Below are 5,969 nucleotides of genomic sequence, written 5' to 3'. Positions count from 1 at the left end.
ACGGCGGCCGGGGTCAGGTCAGTTCCTCACTTCGTCTTCGGCGGGCGCATCGCCATCAACGGAGGACGCAGCGAAGACGAGATTGCATCGGCCATCCGTCAGGCTACTGGAGTCGCCGCATCCGGCTAGCAGGCCCGTGTTTGATCATATTCGTCCACACGGCCTAGTCCTTCCGATAGCCCTCGATCCACATCTGGTAATGCAGCGCCTCGCAGATCAGCGAATAGATCGCGCCGGTCCAGGCGTGGATGAAGCCGGGGATTCCGCACAGGAACATCCGCCGCAGCACATAGACCCGGAAGAAATAGAGCGGCGGATTGACCACCAGTTTGAGGAGGCTGGGCTTCTTGCCATTGGCGATGCGCTGTTGCGCCTTGAGCCGGGCGTAGGTGATTTCCTTGCCGAGCTGCGCGTCGAGCCGAAGGGCGCGCTCGTGGCGCAGCAGGCCATGGGTGGCGTCGCGCGTTTCGCCCTCCGCCAGCAGGCCCTCGTGGACCAGAAGATTTTCGTCGAAACGCACCCGGTCGCGGCGCGCCAGCCGCAGGATAAGTTCCGGCTTGGTCCCGCGCGGCGCGGGCGTCTTGCGGCCGAACAGGGTCAGGGCGCGTTGCAGCCGCCAGCCCGAAACCTGCGGCGGCGTCTGAATCAGGCGCGGCAGTTCGCCGCGCAGCTCCGGGTCGAGCCATTCGTCGGCGTCGACGCTCAGCACCCAGTCCTGGGTCGCCTGCTCCAGCGCGAACTGCTTCTGCTTGGCGTAACCCGGCCAGTCGCGCTCGATCAGCCGGATCGGCCAGCCACGGGCGATGAAATCCCGCACCACGCCCAGAGTGCCGTCGGTCGAGCCGGAATCGACCACCACGATTTCCGCGCAAGCCTCCAGGCTGGCGAGGCAGGCCGGCAGGCAGATCTCCTCGTTCTTGCAGATCACGGTCGCGGAAATGGGCAGTTTCGGCGCGGCTTCGATTGTCGGCACGGTCTCGATCCTGTTGCTTTTTTGCCGAGAAAGACCTTTTCCCGCGCTTTGTCAAAGCGGCGCCGCTGACAGCGGACGCGGAGCCGGCTAGAAACGCGGTGATCGGGGCCGCAACCAGACATGTCCGACCTCAAGGCGTTCATCATCCATCTCGAACGGTCCGCCCAGCGCCGTCCGCAGGTCGAGCGCCTGCGCGCCGCTCTGCCCTGCCCGAGCGAAATTCTCGCGGCGACCGACGGCGCCGCGCTGGCGCCCGATGAGATCGACCGCGCCTATGCGCGGCAGGCGCGGCGGCCGCGCTATCCCTTTAGCCTGAACCGCGCTGAGATCGGGGTTTTCCTGAGCCACCGCGACGCCTGGCGGCGGATCGTCGAGGAAGGGCTGGATTACGCCCTCGTATTCGAGGACGACGCCGAAATCGACGCCGCCGCCTTCGCCCGGACCTGCGCCCTCGCCCGTGAAACGCGCACGCTATGGCGCTACGCTCTGGCGCCGTCCGACAAGACGCGGATCAATGGCGAAACTCTGGCGCACGCGGAAGGCGTCGCGCTGATCCGGCCGGATAATCCGCCTTTGCGCGCCATCGCGCAATTCGTGTCGGGCGAGGCGGCGCAGCGGCTGCTGGCCGTCACCGAGCCGTTCGACCGGCCGGTCGACACCTTTCTGCAAATGTCCTGGGTGACGGGCGTCGAGCTTCTGGCCTTCAAGCCGTCGGGCGTCGGCGACGTTTCGGCGGCGCTCGGCGGCTCCACCATCCAGGCGCGGCGCAAGCCGCTGGGCCACCGCCTCGCGCGCGAGATCGGCCGGCCGTTCTATCGCGCCCAGGTCCGCCTCTGGAGCGCGTTCGCCAAGAAACCGTGACTCACCGCCAGCGGTCGTGCGTCCACATCCACTGGTCGGGATGCTGGCGGATCGATTTCTCCAGCTCCGCCTGCATGGCGGCAGTGGCGGCGTAGATATCGGCGTTGCGGTCGTCGGTGCGCGGCACCTCGATCGGCGTGATGAACATGCGGAAGCGCACGCCCGGCATCCGGTAGCCGTGGATCAGCAGCAACGGAATGTTACATTGTCGCGCCAGCATGGCCGGAAAGGGCGTGGTCTGCGCCGGGCGTCCGAAAAACGGCGTCGGCAGGCCCATGAAGGCCTGCTGGTCGACCAGCACGCCGACGACGCCGCCGGCACGGGCGTGGCGGATCAGCGCCACCGGGGTTTCGATATCGTGCTTGGCCATCAGGCCGCCGGCGTAATATTTGCCGCGGCGGCGCAGCATGTCGGCGTCGACGTAAGGATTGCTCATCGGGCGGTAGACGGCCATCGGACTGAGGCCGAATTTGTTGACGACCGCGCTCGCCCCTTCCCAATTGGCCTGGTGAGCGCCGCACAGCACCGCGCCCTTGTCGCTCCTGGCGATCTCCTCCAGCAATTCGGGATTGGCGACCTCCACCCGGTCGCGCACGATGCTGTCGATATGGAAGAATTCGCCGACGACGCGGCCGAGATTGCCCCAGACATCGCGCGCCAGCTTCTCGCGCTCCGGCTCGCTCATTTCGGGAAAGGCCGCCGCCAGATTGCGCATCAGCCGGGGATGGCGCTTGTTGGACATCGGGCCGATGCGCGCCATCAGCGCTCCGGCGACGCTCGACGCGACTTCAACCGGCATGAGCGCGAAAATCGCGCCCATCAGGCGAAAGCCGAGATATTCGATCCAGTAGCGAAAACTGCGATCCTTGGGACCCATTCAGACAAACCTTGCAATTCCGGCGTCGGGCCCGCCGCGCGGCGAGCCGGCGGGAGCGATCGCCAGCGGGCGGACCCGATTGTCATGCCGTTCGCTTTGGGGCGCGGCGCAATTTCGCCAAAGGCTGCTTGCATGGAAGCAAAACCGGGCGGGAGCTTGAGCGGAGCGCGCAGCGTAAGTCCCCCGATTTCCGGGCTTTGCGCGGCGCGAGCGCCATGACGATCAGGTATGAACCCTGGAGGGGCCGCTCTAGCCAAGCCCCGCAGCTGCGTCAAGGCTTCTAGCAGTCAGCATGGCCTGCGCATTTCCGCCACAGATCGAGAATATTCGCCGGCTCCGTCGGGCGGCGCCTTACGCGACGACGCCCGAATCATTAATGAATGGTTCATGTACCGGATCGGAAAAATAAGGCGTCCTCCGCGTCTTAGACCGGCTGGACAGCGATTGATAGGACTTCTCATGCGGACCGAACGGCGACGAAACGATGGGCGAAAAATGGCCCGGACCGGCGAACCGTCGCGCGGATGGAGCCTATGACCTCCTTGCCCACCCGCAATCTGCTGATCGCCGCCGGCCCGGCCCTGTTTCTGGCTTCCTGCACTGTCGGTCCGGATTACACGCCCCCCACGGCGCCGACCCCCGCCGCTTTCAAGGAGGCGTCCGCCTTCAAGGAAGCCAAGGAATGGCGGCCCGCCCGCCCGCGCGACGATATCGACCGCGGCGCGTGGTGGTCGATCTACCGCGACGCGGAGCTGAACCGCCTGCTGCCTCTGGTCGCGATCGACAACCAGAACGTCGCCTCCTATCTCGCGGCCTATGAGCAGGCGCGGGCAATCGTGCGGGAGACGCAGTCCTCCCTGCTGCCGGGCGTTTCGGCGGCTTATCCGGTCACGCGCTCGGGCGAAGGCGCCCAGGCCGGCGGCGCCTCCGGCGCTGCTTTGTCCTCGACAACGAACCGGACCTTCGCCAAGACCCTGTTCTATCCGCAGGGAACGGTGAGCTGGACCCTCGACATCTGGGGCAAGGTCCGCCGCCAGGTCGAATCCAATGTCGCCGGCGCGCAGGCCGACGCCGCCACGCTGGCCAACGCCACGCTCTCGGCCCAGGCGCAGCTCGCCACCGCCTATTTCAACCTGCGCTACGAGGATTCGCTGAAGGAGCTGCTGGACCGCACGGTCAAGATCTATCAGGAAACCGAGACGATCACGCGGAACCAGTATAACAGCGGCACCGTCTCCAAGGCGGACCTCATCACCGCCCAGACCCAGGTTCTGAACACGCAGGCGCAGTCGATCGCCACCCAGGTTCCGCGCCAGCAATATGAACACGCCATCGCGGTTCTGACCGGCCGGCCGCCCTCGGATCTGAGCATCAAGCGCGGCGTGCTGCCGCAATCGCCGCCGGTCGTCCCCCCCGGCCTGCCTTCCGGCCTGCTGGAGCGCCGGCCCGACATCGCCGCCGCCGAACGCATCGTCGCCGAGCAGAACGCCCTGATCGGCGTCGCCGTCGCCGCCTATTATCCGACCATCACCCTCTCGGCCGCCGGAGGCTTCGAGGGGCCGAACGCCTTTCCCTTCCTGGCGGCCTATCAGATCTGGTCGCTGGGGGCTCAGGCGGCCGATCCGCTGTTTGACGGCGGCCTGCGCGCCGCCCAGCTCGACGCCACCAAGGCCGCCTGGCGCCAGGCCACCGCCAATTACCGGCAGACGGTGCTAACCGCCTTCCAGCAGGTCGAGGATCAACTGGTCGCGCTGCGCGTCTATGCGAAGCAGCTCAAAGTGCAGGAAAAGGCGCGCGACGAGGCGGCCGAGGCCGTCAAGGTCTATCTCAACCAATATCGCGCCGGCACGGTCGCCTTCACCACGGTCGTCGTGGCGGAAGCCACTCTGCTCGCCGACGAGGAGGCGGTGTTGGCGACCCGTCAGGCCTTGTTCGCCGCCAGCATCGCATTGATCGAGGCGCTCGGCGGCGGGTTCGACGCCGAAAGCATCGCAGGGGAGAAGGCGCCGCCGCTGATCGAGGCGATCGCGCGCTCCGCGCCGATTCCGCCGACGCCTTAAAATTTGCGCTTCCGCCACTTAAATCGGCAGGAGGCGAGAAACCGGCCGCCCGCCGACAGGCGCCCGAACCGGGTGTGACCGCGAAAGTTTGCCCGCATGAACGAGAGCGACATGACCATCACGCAACGCCAGACCGACGGCGGCGGTTCGACCGTCAGCCCGCCGGGCGAAGACTGGTCGGTCCGCGCCAAGCCGCCGCAGCGTCCCGGCCCCTGGCTGCGCTGGGCGCTGCTGATCCTGGTCGCCGCCGCGGCCTATTGGGGCTGGCGCCATTACCACCAGCCGACCGACGCCGCCGCGCCGACCGAACAGGCGGCCACGACCGGCGGCGGCAGGCGCGCCGATGTGGGCGGCAAAGCGCCGGTCGGCGTCGCGACCGTCGCGCCGCGCGACATTCATGTCGTCATCAGCGCGCTCGGCACGGTCACCCCGCTCGCCACTGTGACTGTCGTCAGCCAGATTTCGGGCTATCTCCAGGAGGTCGCCTTCACGGAAGGCCAGCATGTCAAGAAGGGCGATTTCCTCGCCCAGATCGACCCGCGCCCCTATCAGGCGCTGAAGGCGCAATATGAGGGCCAGCTCGCCCACGACCAGGGCCTGCTCGCACAGGCCAAGTCCGATGAAGACCGCTACCAGACCCTGCTGAAGCAGAATTCGATCGCGGCCCAGACAGCGCAGAACCAGAAATTCGTCGTGCAGCAATATGAGGGCACGGTGCGCGCCGATCAGGCCCTGATCGACGCCCAGACTCTCAACCTGACCTACGCTCATATCGTCTCGCCGGTCGACGGCCGCATCGGCCTGCGGCTGGTCGATCCGGGCAATTACGTCACGGCGGGCTCTTCGACCGGCATCGCGGTCATCACCCAGATGCAGCCGATGTCGGTGCTGTTCTCGGTGCCCGAGGACGCTTTGGCCAAGATCCTGCCGCAGATGCGCGACGGCGCCAAACTCATCGCCACGGCCTATGACCGCGCCAATGTGAAGCTGCTCGCGACGGGCGAGGTCAGCGTGCTCGACAACCAGGTCGACACCACCACCGGCATGGTCAAGCTGCGCGCCAATTTCGATAACAAGGACGAAGCCCTGTTCCCCAACCAGTTCGTCAATATCCGGCTGCTGGTGACCACGCTGAAGGACGCCGTCGCCGCGCCGACCGCCGCGGCCCAGCACGGCGCGCCGGGCGACTACGCCTATA

At 66.8% G+C, this 5,969-nt stretch carries 5 protein-coding genes and 1 pseudogene; 4 read left to right on the top strand and 2 right to left on the bottom strand.

From position 1 onward, the window contains the following. A pseudogene (locus ACE3S9_RS13460) lies at positions 1–129 on the top strand (DsbA family protein); the annotation flags it as partial. 34 nt (positions 130–163) lie between these two features. On the opposite strand, the gene ACE3S9_RS13455 reads toward ACE3S9_RS13460, so the two are convergent. Then, complete coding sequence (locus ACE3S9_RS13455; RefSeq protein WP_374546981.1) at positions 164–973, bottom strand: glycosyltransferase family 2 protein; 810 nt, start codon at positions 971–973, stop codon at positions 164–166. Positions 974–1,093: 120 nt separating this feature from the next. On the opposite strand from ACE3S9_RS13455, the gene ACE3S9_RS13450 reads away from it, so the two are divergent. Next, positions 1,094–1,834, top strand: a complete 741-nt coding sequence (locus ACE3S9_RS13450; RefSeq protein ID WP_374546980.1) for a glycosyltransferase family 25 protein — start codon at positions 1,094–1,096, stop codon at positions 1,832–1,834. Between the two features lies 1 nt (position 1,835). Here the strand turns inward: ACE3S9_RS13450 and ACE3S9_RS13445 are convergent, their stop codons facing one another. Then, a complete protein-coding gene (locus tag ACE3S9_RS13445; protein ID WP_374546979.1) occupies positions 1,836–2,711 on the bottom strand; it encodes a lysophospholipid acyltransferase family protein in 876 nt (291 codons plus the stop codon). 533 nt (positions 2,712–3,244) lie between these two features. On the opposite strand from ACE3S9_RS13445, the gene ACE3S9_RS13440 reads away from it, so the two are divergent. Further along, complete coding sequence (locus tag ACE3S9_RS13440; RefSeq protein ID WP_374546978.1) at positions 3,245–4,771, top strand: efflux transporter outer membrane subunit; 1,527 nt, start codon at positions 3,245–3,247, stop codon at positions 4,769–4,771. A gap of 96 nt (positions 4,772–4,867) precedes the next feature. Then, the coding region (locus tag ACE3S9_RS13435) for an efflux RND transporter periplasmic adaptor subunit (protein ID WP_374546977.1) at positions 4,868–5,969 on the top strand (1,102 nt) is incomplete at its 3' end.

Origin of the sequence: Rhodoblastus sp. (genome assembly GCF_041915505.1) — a bacterium.
Taxonomy (GTDB): Bacteria; Pseudomonadota; Alphaproteobacteria; order Rhizobiales; family Beijerinckiaceae; genus Rhodoblastus.
The sequence above is the reverse complement of the archived record's forward strand: the minus strand, read 5'-3'. Positions and strand labels throughout refer to the sequence as shown.

What these genes read in the sequence shown, in the direction of transcription:
- ACE3S9_RS13450 (WP_374546980.1), top strand. Translation starts at nt 1,094, where the DNA reads ATGTCCGACCTCAAGGCGTTCATCATCCATCTCGAACGGTCCGCCCAG.
- ACE3S9_RS13445 (WP_374546979.1), bottom strand. Translation starts at nt 2,711, where the DNA reads ATGGGTCCCAAGGATCGCAGTTTTCGCTACTGGATCGAATATCTCGGC.
- ACE3S9_RS13440 (WP_374546978.1), top strand. Translation starts at nt 3,245, where the DNA reads ATGACCTCCTTGCCCACCCGCAATCTGCTGATCGCCGCCGGCCCGGCC.